Origin of the sequence: Nocardia sp. NPDC058244 (genome assembly GCF_042882065.1) — a bacterium.
In the GTDB taxonomy this organism is placed as follows: Bacteria; Actinomycetota; Actinomycetes; order Mycobacteriales; family Mycobacteriaceae; genus Nocardia.
This window is the reverse complement of record NZ_JBHVWX010000013.1, coordinates 41,584-66,237: the sequence shown is the minus strand read 5'-3', so window position 1 is coordinate 66,237 and position 24,654 is coordinate 41,584. Positions and strand designations below refer to the sequence as shown.

General features: G+C 70.3%; 28 protein-coding genes. 15 read left to right on the top strand and 13 right to left on the bottom strand.

The genetic code is table 11. From position 1 onward, the window contains the following. Window positions 1–6 precede the first annotated feature (6 nt). Window positions 7–1,449 carry a GntP family permease gene (locus tag ACFVW6_RS32000; protein WP_378832793.1) on the top strand — a complete coding sequence of 481 codons (1,443 nt, stop codon included), beginning with the start codon at window positions 7–9 and terminating at the stop codon, window positions 1,447–1,449. On the opposite strand, the gene ACFVW6_RS31995 is transcribed toward ACFVW6_RS32000, so the two are convergent. Next, entirely contained in the window at window positions 1,442–1,993 is a 552-nt protein-coding gene (locus ACFVW6_RS31995) for a TetR/AcrR family transcriptional regulator (RefSeq protein ID WP_378832795.1), read from the bottom strand. The two genes, ACFVW6_RS32000 and ACFVW6_RS31995, sit on opposite strands and share 8 nt — an antisense overlap. A gap of 100 nt (window positions 1,994–2,093) precedes the next feature. Between ACFVW6_RS31995 and ACFVW6_RS31990 the strand changes: the two genes are divergently transcribed. Then, window positions 2,094–3,191 carry an FAD-dependent oxidoreductase gene (locus ACFVW6_RS31990; protein WP_378832797.1) on the top strand — a complete coding sequence of 366 codons (1,098 nt, stop codon included), beginning with the start codon at window positions 2,094–2,096 and terminating at the stop codon, window positions 3,189–3,191. Window positions 3,192–3,341: 150 nt separating this feature from the next. On the opposite strand, the gene ACFVW6_RS31985 is transcribed toward ACFVW6_RS31990, so the two are convergent. Next, window positions 3,342–4,316, bottom strand: coding sequence for a helix-turn-helix transcriptional regulator (locus ACFVW6_RS31985; RefSeq protein WP_378832800.1), 975 nt, complete (start codon window positions 4,314–4,316; stop codon window positions 3,342–3,344). A 62-nt stretch (window positions 4,317–4,378) separates the two neighbouring features. On the opposite strand from ACFVW6_RS31985, the gene ACFVW6_RS31980 reads away from it, so the two are divergent. After that, entirely contained in the window at window positions 4,379–4,870 is a 492-nt protein-coding gene (locus ACFVW6_RS31980; RefSeq protein ID WP_355281684.1) for a pyridoxamine 5'-phosphate oxidase family protein, read from the top strand. Window positions 4,871–4,876: 6 nt separating this feature from the next. On the opposite strand, the gene ACFVW6_RS31975 is transcribed toward ACFVW6_RS31980, so the two are convergent. Beyond that, on the bottom strand, window positions 4,877–6,862 hold the full coding sequence (locus ACFVW6_RS31975) for an isocitrate lyase/phosphoenolpyruvate mutase family protein (RefSeq protein WP_378832803.1): 1,986 nt from the start codon (window positions 6,860–6,862) through the stop codon (window positions 4,877–4,879). 65 nt (window positions 6,863–6,927) lie between these two features. Here ACFVW6_RS31975 and ACFVW6_RS31970 point away from each other — a divergent pair, with 65 nt between their 5' ends. Continuing rightward, the gene (locus tag ACFVW6_RS31970) at window positions 6,928–7,635 is read left to right on the top strand and encodes an ArsR/SmtB family transcription factor (RefSeq protein ID WP_378832805.1); all 708 of its coding nucleotides are present in this window, start codon (window positions 6,928–6,930) and stop codon (window positions 7,633–7,635) included. Window positions 7,636–7,655: 20 nt separating this feature from the next. On the opposite strand, the gene ACFVW6_RS31965 is transcribed toward ACFVW6_RS31970, so the two are convergent. From ACFVW6_RS31965 to ACFVW6_RS31955, 3 genes are all read right to left on the bottom strand, one after another. After that, the gene (locus ACFVW6_RS31965) at window positions 7,656–7,994 is read right to left on the bottom strand and encodes a hypothetical protein (protein ID WP_378832807.1); all 339 of its coding nucleotides are present in this window, start codon (window positions 7,992–7,994) and stop codon (window positions 7,656–7,658) included. A 113-nt stretch (window positions 7,995–8,107) separates the two neighbouring features. Continuing rightward, on the bottom strand, window positions 8,108–9,307 hold the full coding sequence (locus tag ACFVW6_RS31960; protein ID WP_378832809.1) for an RNA polymerase sigma factor: 1,200 nt from the start codon (window positions 9,305–9,307) through the stop codon (window positions 8,108–8,110). After that, on the bottom strand, window positions 9,308–9,646 hold the full coding sequence (locus ACFVW6_RS31955; RefSeq protein ID WP_378832811.1) for a YciI family protein: 339 nt from the start codon (window positions 9,644–9,646) through the stop codon (window positions 9,308–9,310). Between the two features lie 137 nt (window positions 9,647–9,783). Between ACFVW6_RS31955 and ACFVW6_RS31950 the strand changes: the two genes are divergently transcribed. From ACFVW6_RS31950 to ACFVW6_RS31915, 8 genes are all read left to right on the top strand, one after another. Continuing rightward, a complete protein-coding gene (locus ACFVW6_RS31950; protein WP_378832814.1) occupies window positions 9,784–11,007 on the top strand; it encodes a cation:proton antiporter in 1,224 nt (407 codons plus the stop codon). 27 nt (window positions 11,008–11,034) lie between these two features. Then, window positions 11,035–12,093 carry an N-acetyl-gamma-glutamyl-phosphate reductase gene (gene argC, locus ACFVW6_RS31945; protein WP_378832816.1) on the top strand — a complete coding sequence of 353 codons (1,059 nt, stop codon included), beginning with the start codon at window positions 11,035–11,037 and terminating at the stop codon, window positions 12,091–12,093. Further along, on the top strand, window positions 12,090–13,316 hold the full coding sequence (argJ, locus tag ACFVW6_RS31940) for a bifunctional glutamate N-acetyltransferase/amino-acid acetyltransferase ArgJ (RefSeq protein ID WP_378832818.1): 1,227 nt from the start codon (window positions 12,090–12,092) through the stop codon (window positions 13,314–13,316). Before argC ends, argJ begins: the two co-directional genes overlap by 4 nt. Next, window positions 13,313–14,200, top strand: coding sequence for an acetylglutamate kinase (gene argB, locus ACFVW6_RS31935; RefSeq protein WP_378832821.1), 888 nt, complete (start codon window positions 13,313–13,315; stop codon window positions 14,198–14,200). The genes argJ and argB overlap by 4 nt, the downstream gene beginning before the upstream one ends. Beyond that, entirely contained in the window at window positions 14,197–15,399 is a 1,203-nt protein-coding gene (locus ACFVW6_RS31930; RefSeq protein ID WP_378832823.1) for an acetylornithine transaminase, read from the top strand. The genes argB and ACFVW6_RS31930 overlap by 4 nt, the downstream gene beginning before the upstream one ends. Next, window positions 15,396–16,328: an ornithine carbamoyltransferase gene (gene argF / locus ACFVW6_RS31925; RefSeq protein WP_378832825.1), complete on the top strand. Its 933-nt coding sequence runs from the start codon at window positions 15,396–15,398 to the stop codon at window positions 16,326–16,328. The genes ACFVW6_RS31930 and argF overlap by 4 nt, the downstream gene beginning before the upstream one ends. 114 nt (window positions 16,329–16,442) lie before the next feature. Continuing rightward, entirely contained in the window at window positions 16,443–16,946 is a 504-nt protein-coding gene (locus ACFVW6_RS31920) for an arginine repressor (protein WP_218718167.1), read from the top strand. A gap of 168 nt (window positions 16,947–17,114) precedes the next feature. Continuing rightward, a complete protein-coding gene (locus ACFVW6_RS31915) occupies window positions 17,115–17,708 on the top strand; it encodes a hypothetical protein (protein WP_378832827.1) in 594 nt (197 codons plus the stop codon). Between the two features lie 16 nt (window positions 17,709–17,724). Here ACFVW6_RS31915 and ACFVW6_RS31910 read toward each other — a convergent pair whose 3' ends face one another. Then, complete coding sequence (locus ACFVW6_RS31910; RefSeq protein WP_378832829.1) at window positions 17,725–18,195, bottom strand: hypothetical protein; 471 nt, start codon at window positions 18,193–18,195, stop codon at window positions 17,725–17,727. Between the two features lie 5 nt (window positions 18,196–18,200). Further along, window positions 18,201–18,776, bottom strand: coding sequence for a TetR/AcrR family transcriptional regulator (locus ACFVW6_RS31905; protein ID WP_378832832.1), 576 nt, complete (start codon window positions 18,774–18,776; stop codon window positions 18,201–18,203). Between the two features lie 126 nt (window positions 18,777–18,902). Here ACFVW6_RS31905 and ACFVW6_RS31900 point away from each other — a divergent pair, with 126 nt between their 5' ends. Further along, a complete protein-coding gene (locus tag ACFVW6_RS31900; RefSeq protein WP_378832834.1) occupies window positions 18,903–20,318 on the top strand; it encodes an MFS transporter in 1,416 nt (471 codons plus the stop codon). Here the strand turns inward: ACFVW6_RS31900 and ACFVW6_RS31895 are convergent. Genes ACFVW6_RS31895 through ACFVW6_RS31885 form a run of 3 tightly spaced genes read right to left on the bottom strand, consistent with a single transcriptional unit; the run spans window position 20,202 to window position 22,063 of the window. Continuing rightward, window positions 20,202–21,023, bottom strand: a complete 822-nt coding sequence (locus ACFVW6_RS31895; RefSeq protein WP_378832837.1) for a DUF4184 family protein — start codon at window positions 21,021–21,023, stop codon at window positions 20,202–20,204. The genes ACFVW6_RS31900 and ACFVW6_RS31895 overlap by 117 nt on opposite strands. 29 nt (window positions 21,024–21,052) lie before the next feature. Further along, the gene (locus ACFVW6_RS31890) at window positions 21,053–21,856 is read right to left on the bottom strand and encodes an aldose 1-epimerase (protein WP_378832839.1); all 804 of its coding nucleotides are present in this window, start codon (window positions 21,854–21,856) and stop codon (window positions 21,053–21,055) included. A gap of 51 nt (window positions 21,857–21,907) precedes the next feature. Continuing rightward, complete coding sequence (locus ACFVW6_RS31885) at window positions 21,908–22,063, bottom strand: hypothetical protein (protein WP_378832842.1); 156 nt, start codon at window positions 22,061–22,063, stop codon at window positions 21,908–21,910. Between the two features lie 82 nt (window positions 22,064–22,145). Here ACFVW6_RS31885 and ACFVW6_RS31880 point away from each other — a divergent pair, with 82 nt between their 5' ends. Beyond that, on the top strand, window positions 22,146–22,829 hold the full coding sequence (locus ACFVW6_RS31880) for a GNAT family N-acetyltransferase (RefSeq protein ID WP_378832844.1): 684 nt from the start codon (window positions 22,146–22,148) through the stop codon (window positions 22,827–22,829). Between the two features lie 9 nt (window positions 22,830–22,838). Here the strand turns inward: ACFVW6_RS31880 and ACFVW6_RS31875 are convergent, their stop codons facing one another. Together ACFVW6_RS31875 and ACFVW6_RS31870 are read right to left on the bottom strand one after the other, a co-directional pair. Further along, window positions 22,839–22,973: a hypothetical protein gene (locus ACFVW6_RS31875; RefSeq protein WP_355281738.1), complete on the bottom strand. Its 135-nt coding sequence runs from the start codon at window positions 22,971–22,973 to the stop codon at window positions 22,839–22,841. Window positions 22,974–23,006: 33 nt separating this feature from the next. Then, a complete protein-coding gene (locus ACFVW6_RS31870) occupies window positions 23,007–23,147 on the bottom strand; it encodes a hypothetical protein (RefSeq protein ID WP_218718162.1) in 141 nt (46 codons plus the stop codon). A 281-nt stretch (window positions 23,148–23,428) separates the two neighbouring features. Here ACFVW6_RS31870 and ACFVW6_RS31865 point away from each other — a divergent pair, with 281 nt between their 5' ends. Continuing rightward, window positions 23,429–24,631, top strand: a complete 1,203-nt coding sequence (locus tag ACFVW6_RS31865) for an argininosuccinate synthase (RefSeq protein WP_378832848.1) — start codon at window positions 23,429–23,431, stop codon at window positions 24,629–24,631. The last annotated feature ends 23 nt before the right edge of the window (window positions 24,632–24,654 follow it).

The following is a 24,654-nucleotide window of genomic DNA, read 5'->3' as shown; positions in this document are numbered from 1 at the left end:
ATCCCCATGGGCGCCACTGTCGACTGGTTGCGCACCACCACCCCCGGGTTGCTGGTGCTGTGCGGTCTCGCGATCGCCGTGCTACTCATCGCCATCATCAAGGTCAAACTGGAGCCGTTCGTCGCGCTGCTGCTGACCGGTCTGTTGCTGGCGCTGGCCGCGGGACTCCCGGTCTCCCAGATCGTCGGCACACCACTGAAAGCCGGTGAATCACTGCTGGAAACCGGCTTCGGCGGAATCCTCGGGCACATCGCCGTGATCATCGGTCTCGGCACCGTGCTCGGCGCGATCCTCGAACGATCCGGCGGCGCCGACGTGCTCACCGACAAACTGCTGAAGACGTTCGGCGAGAAGGGCGCTCCCGTCGCGATGGGCCTGCTCGGCCTCATCTTCGGCATCCCCGTGTTCTTCGACATCGGCATCTTCGTCCTCGCGCCGCTGGTCTATGTCGCGGCCAAGCGCGGCGGACGCTCGCTGGTGCTCTACGCCATGCCGATGCTGGCCGGGCTGTCGATGACGCACGCCTTCCTGCCGCCGCACCCCGGTCCGGTCGCGCTGGGCGGTCTGCTCGGAGTGAGCCTGGGCTGGTTGATCATCATGGGATTCGTCTGTGGCATCCCGGGATTCATCGCCGCGGGCATCGTGTGGGGTACCTGGATCGGCAAGCGCGTGCAGGTCGATGTGCCCAGTGAGTTCGTGCCGCTCGAGCCGAACGGGGCGACCGCCGGTGACAGCGCCGAAGGTTCCGGCGGCACGGCCGTGCTGACGAAGTCGCCGCCGTCGGTCGCCCTGATCGGCGCGATCATCGCGATTCCGCTCGTGCTGATTCTCGGCGCGACCTTCGGTTACCAGCTGCTGGACCAGGATTCGGCTCTGCTGCAGGTGCTCACCTTCTTCGGCACACCCGCGGTCGCGCTGCTCATCACCGTGCTCGTGGCGTTCTACCTGCTCGGCATCCGGCGCGGATCGTCGGTGCAGGAACTGAGCACCATCACCGCCGAATCGCTCAAGCCGGTCGGCATGGTGCTGCTGGTGGTCGGCGCGGGCGCCTTCTTCGGCAAGGTCATCTCCGCGACCGGCATCGGCACCGCACTCGCCGACACCATGTCCGCGGCGGGCCTGCCGGTGATCGTGCTGTCGTATCTGATCAGCTGCGGTCTGCGGGTCGCGCAGGGTTCGGCGACGGTCGCCATCGTCACCACCGGCGGCATCGTCGCGCCACTGGTGACCGATCAGGGCTACTCGCAGATGTCGATCGCGCTGATCGCGATGGCGATCGCGGCGGGCTCGATCATCGCCAGCCACGTCAACGACGGCGGCTTCTGGATCATCTCGAAGTACTTCAACATGACCGTGAAGCAGACACTGCAGACCTGGACCGTGCTCGAAACCGTGCTGTCGGTGGTCAGTTTCGCGGTGGCGGCGTTGCTGTTCGCCGTCGTCAGCTGACGGTCAGCGCGCCGACCAGCCTGCCGATCGCGGTGCGGGGATCGGTGTCGGTCCCCGCACCGCCGAGCCGGTGCACGACGACACCGTCGAGATAGTCGACCAGGATCGTCGTGTCACCGGGGGCGATCCCGACCCCCGCCGCCATCTCGATCGCCCAGTCCCGGAGCCGGTGATGCCCGCGCTGCAACGATTCGTGCAGCGCGGGCATCGTCTGTGCCTCGCCGAACAGCGCGAACCTGGCGAGGGTGCGCGCCCGATCGGGGCCGGTGGCGTGCAGGACGAACCGGGCCAGGCCCTCGACGAGATGCTCGATCGTGGCGGGGCCGAGCAGGTGGTTCAGCGCCGTCCAGTCGGCGCGATCGCGTTCCTCCAGCCGTTGGGCGATGCCGATCAGCAGGGCTTCGCGGGTGCGGAAGTAGTTGGAGGCCGACCCGTTGGGAACGCCCGCCGCGTCATCGGCCGCGCGGTGGGTCAGTGCCCGCGGCCCGCGCGTGCCCAGCACGTCGATGGCGGCGTCGAGGATCTGTTCGCGTTTCGTGGCCACCCAGCGATACTACTGCTGTAGTGACTCGCACTACAGCAGTAGTGAATGACACTACAGAAGTAGTACGGTGGGCTGGTACCTGCTACGAGGGGAGAACGCGATGTCCACAGCAATCGTCGTCGGTGGTGGAATCGGGGGACTGGCTACGGCGCTGGCGTTGACGCGCCGGGGCTGGTCGGTGGAAGTGCTGGAGCGGACGCCGGAGCTCACCGAGGTCGGATCGGGAATCTCACTGTGGTCCAACGCCTTGCGGGCACTGGATGCCCTCGGCGTCGGGTCCCCGGTGCGGGCGCAGGCGGTCGAGGACGTGTCGGCCGGGGTTCGGGATGCGCGCGGCCGGCGGCTCGCGCGCACCGATGTGGCGACGCTGCGCGAGCGGTTCGGCGCTCCGGTGGTGGTCCACCGCGCCGCGTTGCTCGAGATCCTGCGTGCGGCGCTGCCCGATGACGTGGTGCGGACGGGGATCGCGGTGTCGTCGGCCGACCCCGACGGATCGGTGACGCACTCGGCGGGGGTGTCGACCGCGGATCTGGTCGTCGGCGCGGACGGCCTGAACAGCGTGGTCCGGCGTGCGGTCTGCGGCGAGGTGCGGGCTCGGTACGCCGGGTACACCGCCTGGCGCGCGGTGGTCGAACTCCCGGAGAAGCTGACCGAGTTCGGGGAGACCTGGGGTCGCGGAGCGCGGTTCGGCATGGCGCCGCTCGCCGACGGCCGGGTGTACTGCTTCGCGGTCTACAACGCACCCGAACACGCGCCGGGAACCTTCGCCGAGGTCCGCGACCGCTTCGCCGGCTGGCATCACCCGATCCCCGCACTGCTGGCCGCCGCCGACCCGAACACGGTGCTGCACAACGACATCTACGACATCCCCGCTCTCCCGTCGTTCACCGCGGGCCGGATCGCCCTGCTCGGCGACGCCGCCCACGCGATGACCCCGAATCTCGGCCAAGGTGGGTGCCAGGCGCTGGAGGACGCGGTGGTGCTGGCCCGCCTGGCCGCCGAACCCGACGGCCCGGCCCGGTACGACCGGGAGCGCCGTCCCCGGACCCGGATGATCGCCACCCGCTCGGCCCGCATCGGCACCATCGGCCAGCTGTCGGCCGCGCCCCTGGTCGTCATGCGGGACAACGTCCTGCGGCTCGTGCCCGCCTCTGTTTCCCTGCGTGCGATGGGCGAGGTCCTCGACTGGACGTGCTGACCGACCCCGGGCGCGGGCGCACAGGGTCTTGTGTCGTCGTCGGCGGGTCCGGTAACCGGCGGCCCGAGCGCCCGCCGTCGCGGCTCGGGTCCGCCCACGACGGCCGAACGCGGCGGCCGAACGCGACGGTCGGGAGCGGAGCGGCGGCCGTCAGATCGGCGGGTGGTAGCGGGCGTGCATGGCGGCCGCGGTGGTGGCCATGGCCGAGCGGAGTTCGGGTGGGTCGAGAACCTCGAGATGTTCGCCGAGGGGGAGCAGGGCGTGGGCGAGGATCTCGTAGGACTCGCCGGGGAGGGTGATGTCGACCCAGCCGGTGTCGTCGGGCGCGCTCGCGGAGGCCAGGGCGTCGCGGACGGCCGCCGGGTCGTTCATCAGGCGCAGCAGGCCCAGGTGGTCGGCCGAGACCCGGCACCGCGCCCGCACCCTCAGGATGGCGCGGGCGAAGTCGTCGGCCGCGGCCGACCAGTGCGCGGTGAGATCGAAATCGGCTGGGCGGGTGAAGGATTCGCCGGTGGGCTCGGCGGCGGCGATGCGGCTTGCCCGGTAGGAACGGATGTCGGTGCCCTCGCGGGCGACCAGGTACCAGGTGCCCGCCTTCATGACCAGGCCGAGTGGATCGACCGTGCGCTCGACGGTCTTGTCGCGGCGCCGGTAGCTGATCGCGAGTCGGCGGTCGTGCCACAGCGCGTCGGCGACCGAGGCCAGGGTGGGGGTGTCGTCCGGGCGGTGGAACCAGCCGGGCATGTCGATATGGACGCGTTCGGCGATGCGGGTGGCGCGGCCGCGCAGTTCGGGCGGCAGCGCGGCCAGCATCTTGAGCTGGGCGGTGGCGAGCACGGTGCCGAGGCCGAGGTCGGCGGCCGCGCCGGGCAGTCCGGCCAGCAGGACCGCGTCGGCCTCGTCGGAGGTGAGGCCGGTCAGCCGGGTGCGGTACCCGTCGATCAGCCGCACGCCGCCGCCGCGCCCCGGCTCGCTGTACACCGGGACCCCGGCCGCCGACAGCGCCTCGACATCCCGGTAGACGGTGCGCACCGACACCTCCAGCTCCCGCGCCAGCTCGGTCGCGGTCGCCCCGCCCTTGGCCTGCAACAGGAGCAGCAGCTGCACCAACCTGCTCGCTCGCATGTTCTCGAGACTAGCCGGAAACCTTGACACAGGATGTCAAGGTTGCGTCGTACTGTTCGACTATGACCACATGGAGCCAGTTCACCGAGGAAGCACCGCGAATCTCCGCCCTGTTCCTGCGCAGGCACCAGGCGACCGGCAATCTGTGCCTGCTCGGCACCGTCCGCGCCGACGGGTCGCCGCGGATCAGCCCGATCGAGCCGACGATCTTCGAGGGCATGCTGATCCTGGCCGGCATGCCGAACACCAGGAAGTTCGCCGACCTCGCTCGTGACCCGCGGTTCTGCCTGCACACCGCGACCGTCGACACCAAGGTCACCGACGGCGACGCCAAACTGTTCGGCACCGTCACCGATCTGCCGGACGAGGCCGTGCACGCGCGTTTCGCCCAGAAACTCTTCGACGACAGCGGTTTCGACATCCGCGGCGAGAAGTTCGACCACTTCTACGTCGCCGATCTCACCGGCGCCTCCACGGTGGAGGTCGACGACGACCACCTCGACATCACCGTGTGGAAGCCCGGTGCGGGCGAGCGGGTGGTCCGCAAGGACTGACCCGCGCTAGGCGGTGTTCGCCGCCGCGAGCAGGGCCTGGATGCGCCGGTAGTCGGGCGGCGCCGACAACTCGCCCGGATCGCCGCGGAGGGTGCGGGCCACTCCGACCGCCGCGCCGAGAGCGGCCCGGTACAGGGCCGATCCGGTACTGATCCGGCGCACGCCCAGCGCGGCGAGGGTGTCGAGATCGGGGCCGGTCGGTGCGTACAGGGTGTTCAGTGGCAGCGGGGATGCCGCGACGAGGGTGCGCAGCATGGCCGGGTCGGTGACGCCAGGGACGAACAAGCCGTCGGCGCCCGCCGCCGCGTACAGCCGGGCCCGGTGCACGGTCGAGTCCTCGTCGATGCCGAACCAGTGGGTGTCGACGCGGGCGTTGACGAACAGGTGTGGTGTGCGGGTCTTGATGGTGTGCACGAGGTCGGCCTGTTCCTGCGGCGTGGCCAGGAAGGTGTTGTCGCGGCCGTCCTCGATATTGATTCCGGCGACGCCGAGATCGGCCAGCCGGGCGACATAGTCGGCGACCTCGGCGGGGTCCTCGGCGAACCCGGCTTCGATATCGACGCTCACCAGAACCGGCAGTCGCGTCAATCGGGCGGCGAGAGCGAAGGTTTCGGTCGCGGACGCGGCCTTGCCATCGGGCAGACCGGCTGCGGCGGCGACCCCCAGACTGGTGGTGGCGATGGCTGGGAATCCCGCGTCCGCGAGCAGGGCGCCGGAGGTGAAGTCCCAGGCATTGGGCAGGATCAACGGCCGCTCGCCCTCGTGGAGTGCGTGGAAGTCGGTCGAATCCGCGGGGTTCGGAGTACGAGGGTGGGCATTCGTCGGCGCTCGGCCGTTTCCAGGCCCGATCGACGCCGTGTCCGGCTCTCGCGCGGGGCGCGGCTCCGTTGGACGGTGTGAGCTGGTCGGTTGGTTTCGCGCGGGCCGATGGCCTGGTTCGGTGAGTGTGCGTGGTTCGGCGTGTGCGTTCGGCTCGATCCGTAGGTTCCCATCGGGCAGCGTCCTCATCGTGGGCTCGCCGCTTGACCCGGACCAGAGGTGCGGCGAAGGCCGCGGAGCCGATCCGGGCAGCGGCCGTTCCCCGCCCGGCTCGAAAAGCGCAGGTGGGGTCTCGGATTCGAGGATGCCGTTGGCGATGGCGACCGCGAGTTCGTGCCCGGGGCAGCGGTGCGGTCCCGCGCCGAATCCGAGCCCCGGATGGCGAAGATCGAGTTCGGTCACCACACCGTCGACGAGCCGCCGTGTGGAGCGCAGTGGCGGCGTGGTCGCCATGATCAAAGCCGGGCGGTCGGCTGGGGCGCCGATGTCCGAGACGCGGGCGGCCGCAATCAATTCGCCGGTCGCCGCGCACGCCTGCACCAGGATGCAGATCCGCGCGGCGATCCGCTCGTCGTCGGTGGTCTCGCTGTCGGAGGCGGGCGTTCCGTTGCCCGGTGCGTGTCGGTCGGTGCCCGATGGGGCGGCGGTCCGGCCCGGCGTCGCGATGTCGCCGACCTCCGCAGAGGCGGTGCGGGCTGGTCGGTGCGGGGCTCCCGCGAGCGTGCCGTGGCTACCAGTGACGTATCCGGCCGCCGCCACCCCTGCGCTGTCGTGCGTGCACCCCGAGACACGCGCGGGCGCTGCGCACAGAGCCACGAGTTCACGCACCGCCGCATCCGCCTCCGGCGTGATCGGTTCGTGTGGTTGATAGGCGGCCGCGACGACCGCCACCGCCAGGACCGCTCGCTCAGGGATCCCCATCGCCGCGAGCAGCACCCGGACATGGGCCAGTGGCTGGTCTGCTCGGGCGGCGGCGGCGATCCGAAGGACGGCGGGGTTGAGGCGATCCAGCTCGCGTCGCACCGCCGCCCGTCGGCGCTGATGGACGAGACCATCGCAGAATCGGGGGACGGACGCGCGCAGCCACGCGATGCCCGGACCGGGCGCATCGGGTACCGGCGGCATCGGCGCGGTGTGGAGCAGGTCGCGGACGAGCTCGGGATCGCTGATCACGGCATCGACCGTAGGCCCGTGACAGTTCGGTGGCCGCCGAACAATCACCGTCGCATGATGGGGAGATGCCCGCCCGCGCCGCCGCCCTCGCCGACTGGGCCGCCGTCCTCGCCGACCGGACCAGAGCCCACATGTGCCTGGCCCTGCTCGACGGCCGCGCCTGGACCGCCGGCGAGCTGGCCCGCCTGACCGGTGTCGCCCCGTCCACCGCCACGGCCCACCTGGACCGCCTGTGCGGCGCGGGCTTGATCACCGAACGCAAACAGGGCAGGCACCGCTACGTCGAACTGGCGAGCCCCGCGATCGCCCAGCTCCTGGAAACCCTGCTGGCGGAACTCGACCCGACCCCCACCCCACCGAAGAACCTGCGCGCCGCCACCGCCGACGCGGCGCTGGCCCGCGGGCGAACCTGCTACAACCACCTGGCCGGCCGCCTCGGGGTCACCATCACCGACGCCATGGCCCACCGCGGCCTCCTCGACCCGGACAACGCCCACACCCTGACCCCCACGGGCACCACCTGGCTCACCACCACCCTCGGCATCGACGAGCCCACCCTCACCCGCTCCCGCCGCCCCCTGACCCGCCCCTGCCTGGACTGGACCGAACGCCGCACCCACCTCGGCGGCCCCGCCGCGGTCCTCCTGCACCGCCGCCTGCTGGCCCTGACCTGGATCACCCCGTCCGGAACCGGCCGCGCCGTTCGCGTCACCCCTACGGGAGAAGCCGGTCTTGCCGACACCCTCGGCATAGACCCCGCCCACCTACGCTGACGGCCATCTCGCCCGATCTCTCAGTCGAACAACTCCTCGACCGAGGAAATCTCCAGCGCCCGCCGCATCCAGGTATCGAACACCTGCTGATCACGGCAAGCGGACACTCGCTCGGCAGCCTCGGCCGACACCTGAACTCCGCGGTACCGAAGAATCAACAGCACATCCTTGGCCCGAGCAGTGCCCAAGCCTTCTTCCCGCAACGCCTGAGCAAGGGGTCCGCGGAAGTACGAGAGATCGGCGTCCATGAGTTCCTTCCAGGTCGTGCCCGCTTTGGTCCGGCCGAGGCCGTGATAGACGAGTTCGATGAACAACTGCGTCTCGTCCTGGTCTCCGGCTTGCCGGAAGGCCTCGGCCACGGACTCCAGTATCGCACCGATGTGCGGTTGGCGAGCGTGGGTGACCCGCGATCGACGAGCCCCTCGAAATCCCCGGTGATTCCCCGAATTTCGGCGATTCGGAGCAGGCCTGATCATGCTTCCCGGAGGGAGTCTCTTCGGTGGCGGAGGTATTCGCGTTCGATGTCGTTGGGAGTGAGGGGGAGGGCGGTGTCGTAGGCGGTGACGGCTTCGGGGAGGCGGCCTTCGCGGCGGAGGAGGTCGGCGCGGAGGGCGTGGTAGAGGTGGTGGGTGGGGAGGTCGATGGTGGTGAGTTCGGCGAGGGCGGCGGTGGGGCCGTGGACTTCGGCGAGGGCGACGGTGCGGTGGAGGGCGACGATGGGGGTGGGCGTGAGGGTGTAGAGGTGGTCGTAGAGGGTGAGGATCTGGGGCCAGTCGGTGGCGGCCGCGGTGGGGGCGTCGGCGTGGACGGCGTTGATGGCGGCCTGGAGCTGATAGGGGCCGGGGGCGTTGCGGCGCAGGCATTCTCGGAGCAGGGATCGGGCCTCGTCGATGAGGTCGCGATCCCAGCGGGTGCGGTCCTGGTCGGCGAGCGGGATGAGGTGCTCGCCGTCGGTGCGGGCGGTCCGGCGGGATTCGGTGAACAGCATGAGGGCGAGCAGGCCCAGGATCTCCGGCTCGCCGGGGAGCAGATCGGTGAGTAGGCGGCCCAGCCGGATCGCTTCGGCGCACAGGTCGGCGCGGATCAGATCGGGGCCCGAGGTGGCCGAATAGCCTTCGGTGAAAACGAGATACACGACCGCGAGCACGGCGGGCAGCCGCGCGGGCAGTTCGGCGTCGGCGGGCACCCGGTAGGGGATGCCGGCGTCGCGGATCTTGCCCTTGGCGCGCACGAGCCGTTGCGCCATCGCCGATTCGGAGACGAGGAACAGCCGGGCGATCTCGGCGGTGGTGAGTCCGCCGAGCAGTCGCAGCGTCAGGGCGACCCGGGCGGTGGGGGCGAGCGCCGGATGGCAGCAGGTGAAGATCAGGCGCAGCCGGTCGTCGGGGAAGCCGTCGGTGGGCGCCGCCGGATCCGCGTGCAGGAGAGCGGCTTCGGCATGCCGGTCGGCCCGGGTCGCCTCACGGCGCAGCCGGTCGATCGCGCGGTTGCGCGCCGTGGTGATGATCCAGCCCGCCGGGCTCGGCGGCACCCCGTCGACCGGCCAGCGCACGACCGCGGCGGCGAAGGCCTCCTGCACCGCGTCCTCGGCGACCCCGATGTCACCGAAGACGCGGATCAGGGAAGCGACCGCGCGCCCGTAGTTCTCCGCGAAGACCGCCTCGATGTCCATCTAGCCGCTCGCCACCGGCCGCACCTCGATCGGCAGGGTGAGCACCGCGGCCAGCCGGCCCGCCCAGTCCATCGCCTCGTCCAGATCGGCCGCCTGGATGAGGGTGAAGCCGCCGATGTGCTCGGTGCCCTCGGCGAAGGGCCCGTCGGTGATCAGCACCTCGCCCTCCTTCGCCCGCACGACGGTCGCGGTGCTCGCCGCGTGCAGGCCGACCGCGAACACCCAGACCCCGGCCGCCCGCATCTCCTCGTTCAGCGCGGACAGCTCGTCGAGGATCGTGCCGATGTTCGACGGCGCCGGACCGTCGGGCTGATAGACGCACAACAGGTATTGCTTCATGATCGTCCTTTCGTGGGGGTTCATCTCCTATACGAACGGGACGCCGCCGAATCGACACTCGCGGGTGCAACGATTCTCGTCCGGACGCCCAGCGAGGTGCCCGGATTCGGCCGGGCCGCTGTGCCACGATGAGGCGCATGGAGCTGCTCGCCGCCCCCGTCGACGCGCCGTCGCCGATCGTCTCGCTGTTCTGGATCGCGCTCGTGGCGGTGGTGGCGCCGCTGCTGTCGCGGGCACTGCGTGGCTTCGTGCCGGATGTGGTGATCCTGCTCGTGGCGGGCACGATCCTCGGGCCGTTCGCGCTCGGCTGGGCCACCGCGGACGGCGGCGTCGACCTCATCAAGGAACTCGGCCTCGGCATGCTGTTCCTGCTCGCGGGCTACGAACTGGACCCGAAACTGCTCGGCGGCAAGTCGGGGCGGGTGGCCTGGCTGGTGTGGCTGGCCGGTCTCGTCTTCGCGTTCGGCCTGGTCAGCGTGCTGGCGAGCAGCGAATCGACGACCAACCACATCGCCGTCGCGATCGCGATGACCTCCACCGCGCTGGGCACCCTGCTGCCCATCATCAAGCAGGCCGGGCTGCTCGACACCGCGCTGGGCCGGGCGGTGCTCGCGCACGGCGCGGTCGGTGAGCTCGGCCCGATCGTGGCCATGTCGGTGCTGCTGAGCAGCCACAATGTCGGCGCCGCGCTGGTGGTGCTCGCGCTGTTCGTGCTGGCGGCGCTGCTGGTCGGGCTGATCCCGGTGCGGCTGTTCGGTCGCGTCCCCGATCTGGGGGCGGCGCTGGCCAGGATGGACGGCGGCACCTCCCAGCTGCCGGTGCGCGGGTCGATCCTGTTGCTGCTGGTGCTCATGGTGGTGGCCGAACGCTTCGACCTGGACGTGGTGCTCGGCGCGTTCGCCGCGGGCATGGTGCTGCGCAGGCTCATCGCCGCGGGCCATCCGCGCGTCGACGAGCAGCTCGAGACCATCGGCTACGGGCTGCTGATTCCGGTGTTCTTCGTGGTCTCGGGCATGGCGATCGATATGTCGGCGGTGGCGGACAGGCCGCTGCTGTGGGTGTCGTTCGTGGCGGCGATCGCCGTCGCCCGCGGGTTGCCGGTCTGGTTGAGCGAGCGGTTCGTCCCGCACGGGCGCAATCTGGAATCGCCACACGAGCGGGCCCAGCTGGCCCTGTTCGCGGCCACCGGCCTGCCGATCATCGTCGCCGTCACCCAGGTGGCCGTGTCGACGGAGCTGATGACGGCGGATACCGCCTCGGTTCTGGTCGCCGCGGGCGCGACGACGGTTCTGCTGTTCCCGCTGGTAGCGCGCCTGATCGGCGGGAAGGCGCCGCTCGCGACCGCACCTGCTCATGAATGAGCTTGCATAGTCGTGCATAATCATCACATGGTTGATTCGTCGGGAGGACCCGCGCTGCGGGTGGCGGTTGCCGGTGCGAGTGGATACGCCGGTGGCGAAGTGTTGCGTTTGCTGCTGTCGCACCCCGAATACCGAACCGGGCGCCTCGAGATCGGGGCGCTGACCGCCGGATCCAACGCGGGCACCGCGCTGGGCGCGCTCCAGCCGCATCTGCTGCCGCTGGCCGACCGGATCCTGCAGGAAACCACCCCTGAGGTCCTGGCCGGGCACGACATCGTCTTCCTCGGCCTGCCGCACGGCCAGTCCGGCGCCATCGCGCAGGCACTGCCCGAGTCCACGGTGATCATCGACTGCGGTGCCGACTTCCGGCTCACCGACGCCGCCGCCTGGGAGAAGTACTACGGCAGCGCCCACGCGGGCAGCTGGCCCTACGGCCTGCCCGAGCTGCCCGGCGGCCGGGCGCGGCTCACCGGAGCCCGGCGCATCGCCGTGCCCGGCTGCTATCCGACGGTGTCCAGCGTCGCGCTGGCGCCCGCCATCGCGGCGGGCATCATCGAGCCGAGCGTGAACGTGGTCGCCGTCAGCGGCACCTCGGGTGCCGGCCGCAAGCTCGATGTCGGCCTGCTCGGTTCCGAGGTGATGGGCAGCGTCCGCGCCTACGGCATCGCCGGCGCGCACCGGCACACCCCCGAGATCGCGCAGAACCTGAAGGCGGCGGGCGGCGTCGACGTCGCGGTGTCGTTCACTCCCGTGCTCGCCCCGATGCCGCGCGGCATCCTCGCGACCTGCACCGCCCCGGTGAAGGTGGACGCGGCCGAGGCGCGCGCCGTCTACGACAAGGCCTACGCCGACGAGCCGTTCGTGCACCTGCTGCCCGAAGGCGTTCTGCCGCAGACCGGTTCGGTCCTGGGCTCCAACGCCATCACCCTGCAGGTCGCCGTCGACACCGACGCGGGCCTGCTCGTGGTGATCGGCGCGATCGACAACTTGACCAAGGGCACCGCGGGCGCCGCGGTGCAATCGATGAACCTGGCCGTCGGATTCGACGAGACCGCAGGACTTTCCACCGTAGGAGTGGCACCGTGACGACCCCTGATCCGCACTCGACGGACCACGGCAACTTGATCCATACCCAGGGCGTCACCGCCCCGCTCGGCTTCCGCGCCGCCGGCATCGCGGCGGGCATCAAGGCCAGCGGCAAGCCCGACCTCGCCCTGGTGCTCAACGAGGGCCCCGAATACGCGGCCGCCGGTGTGTTCACCAGCAATCAGGTCAAGGCCGCGCCGGTGCTGTGGTCGCAGCAGGTGCTGAAGTCGGGGCGCGTGCGCGCGGTCATCCTCAACTCGGGTGGCGCGAACGCCTGCACCGGGCCCGGTGGCTTCCAGGACACCCACAAGACCGCCGAGGAACTCGCCGCCGCGCTGAGCAATTGGGGCACCGAGACCGGCGCGGGCGAGATCGCGGTCTGCTCCACCGGCCTGATCGGTGACCGGCTGCCGATGGACAAGCTGATCCCCGCCGTCACCGAGATCGTGCACGAGATGGGCGGCGGCATGTCCGGCGGCTCCGACGCCGCGCACGCCATCATGACCACCGACACCGTGCCGAAGGAATCGGCGTTCCACCACGAGGACAAGTGGAACGTCGGCGGCATGGCCAAGGGCGCGGGCATGCTCGCCCCGTCGCTGGCCACCATGCTCGTGGTGCTCACCACCGACGCGGTGGCCACGCCCGAGCAGCTCGACCAGGCGCTGCGCCAGGCCGCCAAGTACACCTTCGACCGGCTCGACGTCGACGGTTCCTGCTCCACCAACGACACCGTGCTGCTGCTGGCCAACGGCGCCAGCGGCGTCGCCCCGTCGCAGGAGGACCTCGACGCCGCCGTCTTCACCGTGTGCGACGACCTGGCCGCCCAGCTGATGGCCGACGCCGAGGGCGTCACCAAGCGCGTGCAGATCACCGTCACCGGCGCGGCCTCCGAGGACGAGGCGCTGACCGTGGCCAGGGCGGTCGCCCGCGACAGCCTGGTCAAGACCGCGCTGTTCGGCTCGGACCCGAACTGGGGCCGGGTGCTCGCCGCCGTCGGCATCGCCCCGGTGACGCTGAACCCGGACCGGATCGCGGTGTCGTTCAACGGCAATCCGGTCTGTGTCGACAGCGTCGGCGCGCCCGGCGCCCGCGAGGTCGACCTGTCCGGCGAAGACATCGCGGTGCTGATCGAGCTGAACGTCGGCGCGGGCACCGCGATGGTGCGCACCACCGACCTCTCGCACGCCTACGTCGAAGAGAACTCGGCGTACAGCTCATGAGCAGCGGTGTGGTGCAGTCCCTCTCGGCGCTGGACAAGGCGCACGTGCTCGCCGACGCGCTGCCGTGGCTGCAGAAGTTCCGCGACAAGGTCGTCGTCGTGAAGTACGGCGGCAACGCCATGGTCGACGACGAGCTCAAGGCCGCCTTCGCCGCCGACATGGCGTTCCTGCGCACCGTCGGCGTGCACCCGGTGGTCGTGCACGGCGGTGGCCCGCAGATCACCGCGATGCTGAAGAAGCTCGGCATGGCGGGCGAGTTCCGCGGCGGCTTCCGCGTCACCACCCCCGAGGTGATGGACGTGGTGCGGATGGTGCTGTTCGGCCAGGTCGGGCGCGAGCTCGTCGGGCTGATCAACGCGCACGGCCCGTACGCGGTCGGTATCTCCGGTGAGGACGCGCACCTGTTCACCGCGACGCGGCGCACGGTCACGGTGGAGGGTGTCGCCACCGACATCGGCCTGGTCGGCGACGTCACCGAGGTCAACCCCGGCGCCGTGCTCGACCTGATCGACGCCGGGCGCATCCCGGTGGTGTCCACCATCGCCCCCGACGCCGACGGCGTGGTGCACAACATCAACGCCGACACCGCCGCCGCCGCGCTGGCGGAGGGCATCGGCGCGGAGAAGCTCGTCGTCCTCACCGATGTCGAGGGCCTCTACACCGACTGGCCCGACCGTTCCTCGCTGACCAGCGAGATCGACGCGACGGCGCTCGCGGAGTTGCTGCCGCGCCTGGATGCGGGCATGGTGCCGAAGATGGAAGCGTGCCTGCGGGCAGTGCGGGGTGGGGTACCCAGCGCCCATGTGATCGACGGCAGGGTGCCGCATTCGGTACTACTGGAGTTGTTCACCGGAGAAGGAATCGGAACGATGGTGACCGCATGAGTGAAGTAGAGAAGCTGCAGCAGCGGTGGTCGGCCGCGATGATGAACAACTACGGCACCCCGAAGGTCGCGCTGGTGCGCGGCGCGGGCGCGGTGCTCTACGACGCCGACGGCAAGCGCTACGTCGACTTCCTCGGTGGCATCGCGGTGAACAGCCTCGGCCACGCCCACCCCGCCATCCTGGAAGCGGTCACCCAGCAGCTGGGCACACTCGGCCACGTGTCGAACCTGTATGCCAGCGAGCCGGTGATCGAGCTGGCCGAGAAGCTGCTCGCGCACTTCGGTGACGGCGAGGGCAAGGCGTTCTTCTGCAACTCCGGCACCGAGGCCAACGAGGCCGCGTTCAAGATGGCCCGGCTGACCGGCCGGACCAAGATCGTCGCCGCCGAGGAGGCCTTCCACGGCCGGACCATGGGCGCGCTCGCGCTCACCGGTCAGCCCTCGAAGCGGGAGCCGTTCGAGCCGATGCCGCCCGGCGTCGTGCACGTGCCCTACGGTGACGCCGCCGCGCTGGAGGCCGTCGTCGACTCCGACACCGCCGCGGTGTTCCTGGAGCCGATGATGGGCGAGAGCGGTGTGGTCGTCCCGCCGTTCGACTACCTGGCCCGGGCGCGCGAGATCACCTCGCGGGCGGGCGCGCTGCTGATCCTCGACGAGGTGCAGACCGGAATCGGCCGCACCGGAACGTTTTTCGCGCATCAGGCGGCGGGCATCGTGCCCGACGCGATCACCCTGGCCAAGGGGCTCGGTGGCGGTCTGCCGATCGGCGCCGTGCTGGCGCAGGGCCGGGCCGCTGAACTGCTGACGCCCGGCCTGCACGGCACCACCTTCGGCGGCAATCCGGTCTGCGCGGCGGCGGCGCTGGCAGTGCTGCGCACGATCGATGCCGAGGGCCTGCTGACGCACGTGGAGTGGGTGGGCAAGAAGCTCAGCGACGGTATCGCGCTGCTCGAGCACCCCGAGATCGATCACGTGCGTGGGGCCGGTCTGCTCATCGGCATCGTCTTGCGCAACGACATCTCCGCCTTCGTGGACGAGCGGGCGCGGGAGGCGGGCTACCTGATCAACCCCGCCAAGCCGAACGTGATCCGGTTGGCGCCGCCGCTGGTACTCACCGAAACCCAGGCCGACAACTTCGTCGCCGACCTGCCCGAGATCCTCGACAAGGCCGCCGCCGATGCGAAGGGAGCGAGTAAGTGACCCTGCGCCACTTCCTGCGCGACGACGATGTGACCCAGGCCGAGCAGGCCGAAATCCTCGTCATCGCCGCGGATCTGAAGAAGAACCCGTTCGCGCACCGGCCGCTCGACGGCCCGCGCGGGGTCGGGGTGATCTTCGAGAAGAACTCCACCCGCACCCGGTTCTCGTTCGAGCTCGGCATCGCCCAGCTCGGCGGGCACGCCGTCGTCGTCGACGGCCGCGACACCCAGCTGGGCCGGGAGGAAACCCTCGGCGACACCGGCAGCGTGCTCTCGCGCTACGTCGAGGCCATCGTCTGGCGGACCTTCGAACAGTCCCGCCTCGACGAGATGTCGGCCACCGCGACGGTGCCCGTCGTGAACGCGCTGTCCAACGAGTTCCACCCCTGCCAGGTGCTCGCCGATCTGCAGACGATCAGCGAGCGCAAGGGCACCCTCGCCGGGCTGAACCTCACCTACTTCGGCGACGGCGCCAACAATATGGCGCACTCGCTGCTGCTCGGCGGGGTGACCGCGGGCATGAACGTGACCGTCGCCGCGCCCGCCGGTTTCGAACCGCTGCCGTGGATCCTCGAGGCCGCCGCCAAGCGGGCCGCGGAGACCGGGGCGACGGTGTCGGTCACCAACGACCCGGTAGTGGGCGCGACCGGCGCGGATGTGCTGGTCACCGACACCTGGACCTCGATGGGGCAGGAGAACGACGGTCTCGACCGCGTCGGCCCGTTCCGCCCGTTCCAGGTCAACGCGGCGCTGCTCGCCGCCGCCGACCCGGAAGCCATTGTGATGCACTGCCTTCCGGCGCACCGCGGCGAGGAGATCACCGACGAGGTGCTCGACGGCCCGCACAGCGTGGTCTGGGACGAGGCCGAGAACCGGCTGCACGCCCAGAAGGCGCTGCTGGTCTGGCTGCTCGCGAAAGCCGCCGCGTGAGACCGCGAATCGGGGCCGGCGCGGAGGTCGGTCGATGAGCGAGCGCAGCGAGCGGCTGGAAGGCACAGCCGCCTGCGCGGTCATGCCGAAGCCGAGCGACAGCGAGGCGCAGGCATGAGCGCGCCCGAGAAGGGCTCGCCCGCCATCGCCCGCACCCGCGCCGGCCGCCAATCGCGCATCGTCGAGCTGCTGTCCGCGCATTCGGTCCGCAGCCAGACCGAACTCGCGACCCTGCTGGCCGCCGAGGGCATCGAGACCACCCAGGCGACCCTGTCGCGTGATCTCGACGAACTCGGCGCGGTCAAGCTGCGCGCCGCCGACGGTGGCGCCGGCGTCTACGTCGTCCCCGAGGACGGCAGCCCCGTCCGCGGCGTCACCGGCGGCACCGGCCGCCTGTCCAAACTCCTCGGCGACCTGCTGGTCTCCACCGACGCCAGCGGCAACCTCGCCGTCCTGCGCACCCCACCCGGCGCCGCCCACTTCCTGGCCAGCGCCCTCGACCGCGCCGCCCTGCCCTTCATCGTCGGCACCATCGCCGGCGACGACACCATCGCCGTCATCGCCCGCGAACCCCTCACCGGCGCCGAACTAGCCGCCCGCATCGAGGAATTGGCCTGAATCACGGGGTTTCGTTCACCTGATGTTCCGCGCGGACCCCTGGTCCGCGTGCCGGGCCGAGTCGACACTCTCTGTATCGGCGCAGTGCGTCCGCGATGCCGGTGGAGGCCGTGTTCGTGCGGGTGGGGTCGGGTCGCTGTCCCCGTCGCACCGGGGAGGGGAGATGCGATGACTCTGCGGAAGGTGTTCGCACGTTATCGGCAATACCGGATCAGGCGGTTCCGGAAATTGGCCCAGGAGGCCGCGGCCATTGCGCCGAGCTGGTGTGCGCAGCGGCGACGGCGTCAGCAGGTGCGAGTGCTCGTCGTGATTCTCGCCGTCATGTTCGTGTCCGCGTTGGCGCTACCGGTGCGGGAGGACCCGGCGACCCTCGTCTGGGTGCTGGCCATGGCCCTGTTCAATTTGGCATCGATCCCACTGGATCGGGTGATGGGTGGCCAGTCGGTGGCTCCCGTAGAGGTCCTCCAGGAGTGGGAGATCCAGCAGCGCAACGCCGCTCGCGGGATCGGCCTCACTGTCACGGTGCGACTGTCGTTGATTCCAGTTTTCTGGCTCTCCATCGTCGGCAACTTCGTCGACGGCGCGGACTATCCGCGAGTCGTTCGCGGCTGCGCGATTCTGCTGCTCACGATTCTGGTGATCGGCGCCTACTTGCCGACCTTGGTGCTGGCGTGGACTCGCCCCGACGCCGATCCGGCGGATCGGCGGCCACACCGGCCGGCGCCCTTGCCCGTGTATCCCACGCCGGCGCCGAATCTGTGACACCGATAGCGCCGGGTTACTCCCTGGTGGCGCCGTCCGGCCAGACGATGTCCACCGGAATGCCTTGGGCGCGGGCGGATTCGACGACGGTGGCGGTGCCGCCGCGTTCGCCCTCGTTGCCGTCCCACACCGCGACGAGGCGGTCGCAGCCGGTGACGAGGACTTCGTTGGCGGACTCGTAGGCGTTCTTGCCCGCGGTGTCGAAGTCCATCACCCGCACCGTGCTCGCGCGGGCGAGCAGGGCGTCGAACAGGGGTGCGTGGTCGGGCTTCACCTTGGCCGCGCGGTAGTCGCGGGAGGGGAGGACGACCTCCAGGCGTCCGCCTGCCGCCAGTACCGCTTCGGCGAAGATCGAATCCGCGCCGCGGGCCAGGCAGGTGATGCCGACCAGGTCGGGGACGTCGGTGAGGAGGGCCGAGATCGCCTCGCGCACCAGGGTTTCGGTGGCGGAGGTGAGGTTCATGTGGCCGGTGACGCTGATCCGCATCGGGGTCATCCTGCCGGGGTGGGTGGGGTGCGCAGGCCGGTCAGGGCGATCTCGGTGAGCAGGGGCGCCGAGTCGGGGGCGGCTTGGCAGCCCGCGCCGATGCCGTGGCCGAGTCGCAGGATGTCGCGCGGGGTGACGTCACGGCGCACGAGCCCGGCTTCCTGGACGGGGACCAGGACGGACTCGGCCGCCTCGGCGAGCAGGGTCGAGCAGGCGGTGAAGACGTCGGAGGTCCGGTCGATCGCGGCCTTGAGGGTGGCCGCCAGGCCGTGCCGGTGCAGGATGTAGAAGACCAGTTCGCCGAACCACTCGGTGAAAGCATCCGGGGGAGTGCGGGTTTCGCGCAGCTCGGCGGCGCGCGCGGCGAGGGTTTCGATATTGGCGCGGTAGACCGCCTCCATCAGCGCCGTGCGATTCGGGAAGTGCCGGTACAGGGTGCCGGGTCCGACGCCGGCGCGTCGGGCGATGTCGTCGAGGGGGGCCTCGATGCCGTGCTCGGCGAAGGCGTCGCGCGCGCTTCCGATGATGCGTTCGTAGTTGCGGCGCGCGTCGGCGCGCATCGGCCGCGACGGTGCGTCCACTCGGTCCTCCACTGGAAACGGATGAAGTCTCCGTTTAGTCTTGCGGAACCGGAGACTTTCTCCCTATGCTAGCTCTGTCATAAACGGAGACTCTCTCCGTTTAGCTTCCCTCTCGATGGAGCTCACTTGACCACCACCACACTTCCGGCGAAAGCCCAGGTAGCGCGCGCCCGGCCGGGCGTCGTCCTGGTCACCTTGCTGACCTGCCAGCTGATGATCATTCTCGACGTCACGGTGATGAACGTGGCCCTGCCGCGGATCCGGACCGACCTGGAGTTCAGCGCCACCGGCCTGTCCTGGGTGATGAACTCCTACACCCTCGTCTTCGGCGGCCTGCTGCTGCTCGGCGGCCGCGCCGGCGACCTGTTCGGCAGGCGCAGGCTGTTCATCGCGGGCGCGACACTGTTCACCCTCGCCTCCCTGGCCGGCGGGCTGGCGCCCTCGGCAGGCTGGCTGCTCGCGGCCCGGGTGCTGCAGGGCATCGGTGGCGCGATGGCCGCGCCCAATACCCTCGCGCTGCTGACGACGACGTTCACCGAGCCGAAGGCGCGCATCCGCGTGCTGGCCTTGTTCTCCGGCATGTCCAGCGCCGGATTCGCGATCGGGCTCATCGTCGGCGGACTGCTGACCGAATGGGTCGGCTGGCGCTCGGTGCTGTTCATCAATGTGCCGTTCGGGCTGCTGATCCTTGCGCTCGCGCTGCGCTACCTGCCCGACGCGCCACGCCGCGTCGCCCGGCTCGATCTGCCGGGCGCGGTGACCGCGACCGCCGGTGTCGCCGCGCTGGTCTACGGATTCATCAGCGCGGCCGCCGACGGCTGGGGCGCGCCGGGCACCGATATCTCCCTGGCGGTCGGCGCGGCATTGCTCGCGGGGTTCGTGGCGATCGAACTCCGGGCACCGCAACCGCTGCTGCCACTGCACCTGTTCGCCGATCGCAATCGGGCCGCCGCCTATCTGAACATGTTCCTCGGGCCGATGGCGGGCATGTCGATGTTCTTCTTCCTGACCCAGTACCTGCAGGATGTGCGCGGCATGAGCGCGCTGGCAACGGGATTCGCGTTCCTGCCGACGGCGGCCCTGATGTTCGCGATGATCCGGCTGATTCCCCGGTTGCTGGCCCGCTTCGGCCCGAAACCGGTGACCGTGACCGGCACCGTCGCGATGACCACCGGGCTCGTGCTGCTGACCCGGCTCTCGGCCGACAGCGGCTATTTCCCGCTGCTGTTCGTCGCCATGGTCGCGATGGGTTGCGGGATCGGGCTGGCGTTCTCGCCGCTGAACGTGATCATCATGTCCACGGTGTCGCCGGACGAGGCTGGCGCGGCGGGTGGTGCGTTGCAGACCATGCAACAGACCGGTGGCGCGCTCGGCCTGGCCATCCTGGTGACGGTCTTCGGCACCGCGGCCCGCGAGGCGGGCGGTTCACCGACGCACGCCCTCGTCGGCGGGATGACCGCCGCGTTCGGCGCCGCCGCCGTCATCGCGGCGCTGACCTTCGTGGTCGCCCTCACCTTCCGCAGTATCCGGTCGCCGCGATGAGCCGAAGCTCCTGATCTGCCAGAGCAATACGTAGAACGTCCAGGCGCAGCCCAGTCCCTGGGCTGCGCCGACGATCGTGTGCCGGACCAGGTCGTAGGAGCTGGCCCGGGTCACCGGGTCGTCGATGGCGAGCACGGCGCCGAGGACGGGGGCGAGGAGCAGTCCGGTGCGAATCGCGCGACCCCACCGGACCGGCGGCGTCGGCGACCGTCGGCTGGTGCGGCGAACCAGGTAGTGGGCGAGCGCGGCGGTACCGAGCAGCGACGAGGCGTAGCCGATCACGTTGTACGCCGTGTGCGGCCCGATCACCGGGGCGCGCAGCAGCGCCCAGTGCCGCACCACGAAACCGGCTGTCTGCGTGCAGGAGTCCCACGCGAGGTGGGTCAGGGCGCCCAGGGCGATGGCGACGACCGGAACCCACAGGCGCCGGAGAGCATCGGCGGGCACACGAGCCGGTAGGGCGACACGGAACGGGAAGAGCGCGGCGGCCGGTCCGGCGGAGAGCCGGAAGCACAGCAGCAGGCCGACGCCGATCACCAGGTCCCAGCTCAGCACCCCGACGAGCGAATGCGTCGCGGCGCCACCCAGCGGAATCGGCAGGTAGTAGACGACATCGGGCGCGATCGCCCCGGCCACCAGCGCCGACAGCGGCAGGTGCCGAGCCAGGGGCAGCACCGCGACCGGGTGGGCGAGCGTGATCGGCACCCGACCACGCTATCCCGCCCGCCGCGGTGTCAGTCCCGGGTCAGCCGGCGCCAGGTCCAGTCCACCCGGATATCCAGCGGCGCGTCCGGCGTGACCATCCGGGGATCGGTGTTCACGCCGTTGGGTGGACCCGACTGGGCCTCCACCGACAGCGACTCCTCCGGCAGGGTCCAGACGACGACATCGGTGACGGGACTGGTGATCGTGAATTCCAGGAAACCGGGCCAGGTGAGGCGCGCGGTGACGCCGTCGGGCATGCCGAAGCAGTCGTCCCACGGCGGGGGCGACGGCGGGAGGTGGCGACCGGTGGGCAGGTAGTCCGGCCCGCGCTCGTATTGCCAGGCCGGCCGGACATCGAGGGCGAGCGGACCCGTGGCCGCGGAGACCTCGCGCAGGAACCAGGGATGCCAGCCGCCCTGGGCGGGAAAGGGATCGGCGTCGGTGGCGATGCGCAGGTCGAGGGTGAGGCCGGTGTCGGTGAGGGTGAACCGCTGGGTGACGGTGCCCGCGAACGGCCACGGGTCGGTCAGCCGGTGCCGCACCGTCGCCTCGGTCGCCGTGGCGGACACGACCTCCCACGCGCCGTCGCGCGCGGTGCCGTGGATGCTGTGCGGCGGATTGTTGATCGGCATCTCGTAGGTCCGGTCACCGACCGTGAACGTGCCGTAGCCGAGCCTGCCCGCCCACGGGGCCATGACGAAACAGCCCGTCCCCGGGTCCTGGCGCAGCAGTTCGGTCCCGTCGACGGTGAGGCTGTGCAGCGCGCCACCGTCGCCGGGAGCGATGGTCAGTCCGGTGGTGCCCGCGTGGAGTCGCACGTCGTCGGCGGCCATGCCGGCGAGACTAGCGGCGCGCCGCGCTCAGTGGCGGGAGCCCACGCCGGATCAGGTGAACGGGTACTGCCCGCCGCCCGCGCCGCCGCCGGGGGAGTCCGGGGTGGCGACGTCGATGATGCTCTGGACCAGGGCGACGACGGCCCGGCCGACATCGAGCACGCCGTTGCCGAGAGTGGAGAATTCCTGCGCGACGTAATGGAGCATCTTGTTCGTCCTCACGTTGGCGAGCCGAATAGTGCTCTCCCAGAGTGCCACACACCGCCGACATGGGCACTACATTGCACAGGTGACCGAGAGTCCAACGACCGTCCGATTCCAGCCAGTGCCCGATCCCCGGCCCGACGACAAGCCTTGGCCGGACATGGTGTGGCCGGTGCCCGACGGCGCCCGGTTGATCGGCGAGACGGTGCGGCTGACCACTGTCGATCCGTCGGCGGACGCCGGTGAACTCTTCGCCGCCCTGGACGCGGACGCGGTCTGGGCGCACCTGCCCTGGCGCCCGCGCGGGGCGAGCGAATTCGCCGATCATCTCCGGGAATTGAACGTCAATTCCGACTGGCATGTCTGGATCGTCCGCGCGCGCACCGGGATCGGCGATCGAGCGGCGGGAGCGGTGCTCGGCGTCACGTCCTACCTGGACGTCCGCCCGCGGGACGCGGCGCTGGAAATCGGGTTCACCGCCTACACGCCGTCGGTCTGGGGCGGTCCGGTCAACCCGGAAGCCAAACTGCTGCTGCTGGAATACGCGTTCGACGAGCTGCATGTAGGCCGGGTGCAGTTGAAGACCGATGTGCGCAACCAGCGTTCGCAGCAGGCGATCGCGCGGCTCGGGGCGCGCTACGAGGGGACGCTGCGACGTCAGTTCCGGCGCGCGGACGGCACCGTGCGCGACAGTGTGCTGTTCTCGATCATCGCGGAGGACTGGCCGCGGGTGCGCGCGGGGCTCGCCGCGCGGCTGGGCGACCGCTGATCGGGCGGGTCAGGAGTTGAGGAAGTTCAGGATGGCCAGCGCCAGCGGGGCGCTCAGGTCGAACAGCACGCGACCGACGTGCAGGCCCGCGGTGGCGCCGGATTCGTAGTGGTCGGACAGGAACTGCAGGATCGCGTCAACCATGGATGCTCCCGGTGGGGTGATGCGGGCGGGGGATCAGGCGAAGAAGCCCTGGAGGATCGGTGTGCCGAGGTCGATCACCGTCTTGGCGACCGTCAACCCCAGATTGCCGAGCCCGATGACGACGGCCCCGATCAGGTCGTAGTTCGCCTGGGCGAAATCACGTAGCTGCTGCATGTCCACTCCTCGACCCCGACCGATGGGTAGCTGATGTGACCAGCGTCTCACAGACGATGCTTGCTGCCAAGTTGCTGCCGGACGTCGCCGCAGGTGATAGGTGATTTCGTCCGCGCCGGGCGATGCGATATGCGGTATCTCTACCCCCGGGTATGAATGAGATTGCATCATCGTGCATAATCATTTGCAGCAGCGGCGCGAGCCGACCGGCGGCCGGAGCATTCATACTGCTCCAGGCAGCCCGTGCAGATCACGTACACACTTCGAGGAGCACAACAGACATGTCCGATCGCGTCGTACTCGCCTACTCCGGTGGGCTTGACACCTCCGTCGCCATCAGCTGGATCGCGAAGGAGACCGGTGCCGAGGTGGTGGCCGTGGCCATCGACCTGGGCCAGGGCGGCGAGGACATGAACGTGGTGCGCCAGCGCGCCCTGGACTGCGGCGCCGTCGAGGCCATCGTGGTCGACGCGCGCGACGAGTTCGCCGACGAGTACTGCCTGCCCACCATCCAGGCCAACGCCATGTACATGGGCCAGTACCCGCTGGTGTCGGCCATCAGCCGCCCGCTGATCGTCAAGCACCTGGTCGAGGCCGCGAAGTTCCACAACGCGACCACCGTCTCGCACGGCTGCACCGGCAAGGGCAACGACCAGGTCCGCTTCGAGGTCGGCATCGGCGCCCTGGCGCCCGACCTGGAGGTCATCGCCCCGGTCCGCGACTACGCCTGGACCCGCGAGAAGGCCATCGCCTTCGCCGAGCAGAACAACCTGCCGATCAACGTCACCAAGAAGTCGCCGTTCTCGATCGACCAGAACGTGTGGGGCCGCGCCGTCGAGACCGGCTTCCTCGAGGATCTGTGGAACGCGCCGACCAAGGACGTCTACGACTACACCGCCGACCCGACGGTGAACTTCGAGGCGCCCGACGAGGTCATCATCACCTTCGAAAAGGGCGTGCCGGTCGCCATCGACGGCCGTCCCGTCACCGTGCTGCAGGCCATCGAGGAGATGAACACCCGCGCCGGTCGCCAGGGTGTCGGCCGCCTCGACATGGTCGAGGACCGGCTCGTCGGCATCAAGAGCCGCGAGATCTACGAGGCGCCGGGCGCCATCGCGCTGATCACCGCGCACCAGGCGCTGGAGAACGTCACCATCGAGCGTGAGCTGGGCCGCTACAAGCGGCAGGTCGAGCAGCGCTGGGGCGAGCTGGCCTACGACGGCCTGTGGTTCTCCCCGCTCAAGCGCGCGCTTGACGCCTTCGTGCAGGACACCCAGCAGCACGTCACCGGCGAGATCCGGATGGTGCTGCACGGTGGTTCCGCCGTCGTCAACGGCCGCCGCTCCGAGCAGTCGCTCTACGACTTCAACCTGGCCACCTACGACGAGGGCGACACCTTCGACCAGTCGCTGGCCAAGGGCTTCGTGCAGATCCACGGTCTGTCCTCGAAGGTCGCCGCGCGTCGCGACCTGAACCAGAAGTAGTAGTCAGCACGTCGTAGTCTCGA

Excerpts from the sequence above, each read along its gene's own strand:
- ACFVW6_RS31985 (WP_378832800.1), bottom strand. The coding sequence starts at position 4,316 with ATGCGAGCGAGCAGGTTGGTGCAGCTGCTGCTCCTGTTGCAGGCCAAG.
- argC (WP_378832816.1), top strand. The coding sequence starts at position 11,035 with ATGGTTGATTCGTCGGGAGGACCCGCGCTGCGGGTGGCGGTTGCCGGT.
- ACFVW6_RS31990 (WP_378832797.1), top strand. The coding sequence starts at position 2,094 with ATGTCCACAGCAATCGTCGTCGGTGGTGGAATCGGGGGACTGGCTACG.
- ACFVW6_RS31930 (WP_378832823.1), top strand. The coding sequence starts at position 14,197 with ATGAGTGAAGTAGAGAAGCTGCAGCAGCGGTGGTCGGCCGCGATGATG.
- argB (WP_378832821.1), top strand. The coding sequence starts at position 13,313 with ATGAGCAGCGGTGTGGTGCAGTCCCTCTCGGCGCTGGACAAGGCGCAC.
- ACFVW6_RS31960 (WP_378832809.1), bottom strand. The coding sequence starts at position 9,307 with ATGGACATCGAGGCGGTCTTCGCGGAGAACTACGGGCGCGCGGTCGCT.
- ACFVW6_RS31875 (WP_355281738.1), bottom strand. The coding sequence starts at position 22,973 with ATGGTTGACGCGATCCTGCAGTTCCTGTCCGACCACTACGAATCCGGC.
- ACFVW6_RS31980 (WP_355281684.1), top strand. The coding sequence starts at position 4,379 with ATGACCACATGGAGCCAGTTCACCGAGGAAGCACCGCGAATCTCCGCC.
- ACFVW6_RS31910 (WP_378832829.1), bottom strand. The coding sequence starts at position 18,195 with ATGCGGATCAGCGTCACCGGCCACATGAACCTCACCTCCGCCACCGAA.
- ACFVW6_RS31870 (WP_218718162.1), bottom strand. The coding sequence starts at position 23,147 with ATGCAGCAGCTACGTGATTTCGCCCAGGCGAACTACGACCTGATCGGG.
- ACFVW6_RS32000 (WP_378832793.1), top strand. The coding sequence starts at position 7 with ATGGGCGCCACTGTCGACTGGTTGCGCACCACCACCCCCGGGTTGCTG.
- ACFVW6_RS31950 (WP_378832814.1), top strand. The coding sequence starts at position 9,784 with ATGGAGCTGCTCGCCGCCCCCGTCGACGCGCCGTCGCCGATCGTCTCG.
- ACFVW6_RS31970 (WP_378832805.1), top strand. The coding sequence starts at position 6,928 with ATGCCCGCCCGCGCCGCCGCCCTCGCCGACTGGGCCGCCGTCCTCGCC.
- ACFVW6_RS31915 (WP_378832827.1), top strand. The coding sequence starts at position 17,115 with ATGACTCTGCGGAAGGTGTTCGCACGTTATCGGCAATACCGGATCAGG.
- ACFVW6_RS31890 (WP_378832839.1), bottom strand. The coding sequence starts at position 21,856 with ATGGCCGCCGACGACGTGCGACTCCACGCGGGCACCACCGGACTGACC.
- ACFVW6_RS31885 (WP_378832842.1), bottom strand. The coding sequence starts at position 22,063 with ATGCTCCATTACGTCGCGCAGGAATTCTCCACTCTCGGCAACGGCGTG.
- ACFVW6_RS31920 (WP_218718167.1), top strand. The coding sequence starts at position 16,443 with ATGAGCGCGCCCGAGAAGGGCTCGCCCGCCATCGCCCGCACCCGCGCC.
- ACFVW6_RS31865 (WP_378832848.1), top strand. The coding sequence starts at position 23,429 with ATGTCCGATCGCGTCGTACTCGCCTACTCCGGTGGGCTTGACACCTCC.
- ACFVW6_RS31955 (WP_378832811.1), bottom strand. The coding sequence starts at position 9,646 with ATGAAGCAATACCTGTTGTGCGTCTATCAGCCCGACGGTCCGGCGCCG.